Here is a 3,091-nt window from a genome sequence, read left to right on the forward strand (position 1 = left end):
GAGTTGCCTTGTTCACAAAAATTATGTCGCCGGGCTGCGGATGCCCTCGAAACCATGTGTCGTAAGTTTCCTGCGAGACGTAGCGCACCTTGTCGTAAGTTGGATAAAGCAATTCATTGCGGATGCAATTCGTCGCAATCAGGGGAATGCCACGCTCGGCTGTCGGACAGGTTTTGCCACGGTTGTCGATAACCTCGCCGAGAAGTTCGGAGAATGGAATTCGATCAGACTCCATATCCCAGCTTGCTTAGATTTTGCCGAATCGTTTTCTCCAGCTTTGCCGATTCCGCGAATTGTAGGTCAAGGGTCGCGGTAAGCCGTTTCATTTTCCCCTCAAAGGGTTCGCCGTCGTCTTCCACGTCCGCAGCGCCGACATAACGTCCCGGCGTGAGGACATAATCGTGCGTCGAGATTTCCTCGAGTTTCACCGATTTGCAAAAGCCGGATTCATCGGCGTATTTCTGTAGCGGCGCTCTGTGAGCGCCGTCTTTCTTCGCGTCCGGGGAACGGCGGTCATAGACCGCCGCTACAGCGCCATCTTTGGATTTCCATGCGTGGTAGCAGTCGGAGACTTTTTTGATTTCTTCGGCAGTCAGTTCCCGGTGGATGCGGTCAACCAGCACGCCCATTTTCCGGGCATCAATGAAAAGTGTTTCGCCACGGCGGTCACGGCGTTTGTGATTCTTCTTGTCGCGGGCCAGAAACCAGAGGCACACGGGAATTTGCGTGGTGAAAAACAACTGGCCGGGCAGCGCGACCATGCAATCCACGAGGTCGGCTTCAATCAAGGCTTTGCGAATGTCGCCTTCGCCCGTGGTCTGCGTGGACATTGAACCATTCGCCATGACGAATCCCGCCACGCCCACGGGGGAGAGGTGATGGATGAAATGTTGAATCCACGCGTAGTTGGCGTTGTTCACCGGCGGCATCCCGAATTTCCAGCGCACGTCCTGCCGCAGGTTTTCGCCGCCCCAATCGCTCATGTTGAACGGCGGATTCGCCAAAATGAAATCGGCCTTGAGGTCGGGATGCAGATCCTGCCGGAAGCTGTCGGCGTTGCGCAGGCCGAGATTGGCGTCAATGCCGCGAATGGCGAGGTTCATCCGCGCCAGTTTCCAGGTGGTATAGTTGGATTCCTGCCCGTAAACCGCGATGTCGCCCACGCGTCCGCCGTGTTCTTCCACGAATTTTTCCGAGGACACGAACATGCCGCCCGAACCGCAGCACGGGTCAAACACGCGACCTTTGTAGGGTTCGAGCATGGCGACGAGCACCTGCACGACGCATTGCGGGGTGTAAAACTCACCGCCGCCCTTGCCTTCCGCGCTGGCGAACTTCCCGAGAAAGTATTCATAGACGCGCCCGAGCACGTCCTTGGACTTCGCCGCCGATTCGTTGAAGCCGATGTTGCTGATGATGTCCACGAGTCCGCCGAGCCGGACTTTGTCGAGGCTGGGCCGGGCGTAATCCCGCGGCAGCACGCCTTTGAGCGTGGGATTCTCGCGCTCAATCGCGCCCATGGCGTCGTCAATGACCTTGCCGATCTCCGGCGACTTGGCTTTGGCCTTGATGGTGTGCCAGCGGGCTTCCGGCGGCAGCCAGAAGACGTTCGCGGCCAGATATTCGTCGCGGTTCTCGGCGGCATCGGCGCGTTGCGGTTCGTCCTTGATGAACCATTCGCTCTTGGGATCGGAGAAGCCGAACAGCAGTTGCTCGCGTTTTTCCTCGAAGGCGTCGGAGATGTATTTGAGGAAGATGAGGCCGAGGCAGACGTGCTTGTATTCCGAAGCGTCCATGTGCCCGCGCATCTTGTCGGCGGCGGCCCAAAGCTGAGCTTCGAAGTTGAGGCCGGAGTCGTTGGGCTTTTGTTCTTGAGACCTGGTTCTTGGCATAGGAACTCCACCCCCATGCTATTTCAAACCGCTGCCCGGGCAATTAAAAACTCCGAGACGCAGCAGACAGATACGCCCTTCATGGAAGTCACGGAAAAGTCGCTCGCTCTTTCCAGCGCGGGTCGCTAACCTCCGGCCCGGATGAACCTCGCCATCGAGACCACCGGCCTGACCCGGCGTTTTGGAGATTTTGTGGCCGTGGACGGACTCAACCTGCAGGTGGATCGCGGGAAGTTTTACGGGTTCCTCGGCCCGAACGGCGCCGGGAAATCGACCACCATCAAAATGCTCACCGGCCTGCTCGCGCCCTCCGGCGGCTCGATGCGCATCCTGGCGGAGGACATGGCCGACGCGGACCGGGCGCGCGAGGTCAAGCGGCGGGTCGGCGTGGTGCCGGAAAACCTCGCGTTGTTCGACAATCTCACCGCGCGCGAATATCTCACCTTCGTCGGGCGGATGTATCTCCTGCCGCTGGCCACGGTGCGGGAGCGTTGCGAGGAACTGCTCACCATGATGGAGCTGCAGAACCTCGAAAAAAAGCTCACGCTCGAATTCTCGCACGGCATGAAGAAGAAACTGGCGCTGGCCGCGGCGCTGATTCCCAATCCCGACCTATTGTTCCTGGACGAACCGTTCGAGGGCGTGGATGCGGTCGCTTCGCGGGTGTTGCGGGACATTTTGAAGCGGTGCGTTGAGCGCGGCGCGACGGTGTTCCTCACGTCGCACGTGCTGGAGATCGTGGAGAAGCTGTGCACCGACGTGGGGATCATCGCCCGGGGCCGGCTCGTGTATCAGGGCGCGATGGGAGAGGTGCAGGCCGCCGGTTCGCTCGAGGAACTGTTTTTGAAGGAGGTGGGCGGCGACCAGGTGGAACGGCAGAAGTTGAGCTGGCTGGAGGGCTGAATGAACTGGAGCCAGTTGCGCACCATCCTCTGGCTTCGCTGGCGTCTGACGCGCAATCAATGGTCGAAGCGCGGCGGCGCGCTGACGGTCATTGTCACCACCCTTGCAGTGGTTGGAGCGCTGTTCGTCGCGCTGGGCGCGGGCATCGGCGGCTCGCTGATCGGCGCAAAAGCCCTGTCCGAGGCGTCGCCCCAGTCCCTGCTGCTGATCTGGGATGCGGCCGTTTGCGTGTTTCTCATCCTGTGGATGATCGGCGTGCTCGCGGAGATTCAGCGTTCGGAGACGATTGATCTGGG

4 protein-coding genes are annotated in these 3,091 nt (G+C 59.9%); 2 read left to right on the plus strand and 2 right to left on the minus strand.

Going from position 1 to position 3,091, the window contains the following annotated elements; genetic code table 11:
- Both VN887_08375 and VN887_08380 read right to left on the minus strand, forming a co-directional pair.
- A partial coding sequence (locus VN887_08375; protein HXT40024.1) for a restriction endonuclease subunit S occupies positions 1-235 on the minus strand: 235 nt, incomplete at its 3' end.
- The gene (locus tag VN887_08380; GenBank protein HXT40025.1) at positions 225-1,892 is read right to left on the minus strand and encodes a class I SAM-dependent DNA methyltransferase; all 1,668 of its coding nucleotides are present in this window, start codon (positions 1,890-1,892) and stop codon (positions 225-227) included. The genes VN887_08380 and VN887_08375, both read right to left, overlap by 11 nt.
- Before the next feature lie 141 nt (positions 1,893-2,033).
- Between VN887_08380 and VN887_08385 the strand changes: the two genes are divergently transcribed.
- Entirely contained in the window at positions 2,034-2,795 is a 762-nt protein-coding gene (locus VN887_08385; protein HXT40026.1) for an ABC transporter ATP-binding protein, read from the plus strand.
- Between the two features lie 15 nt (positions 2,796-2,810).
- Positions 2,811-3,091: hypothetical protein (locus tag VN887_08390; GenBank protein ID HXT40027.1), on the plus strand; the 281-nt coding region annotated here is incomplete at its 3' end.

This window comes from Candidatus Angelobacter sp., assembly GCA_035607015.1.
Taxonomy (GTDB): Bacteria; Verrucomicrobiota; Verrucomicrobiia; order Limisphaerales; family AV2; genus AV2.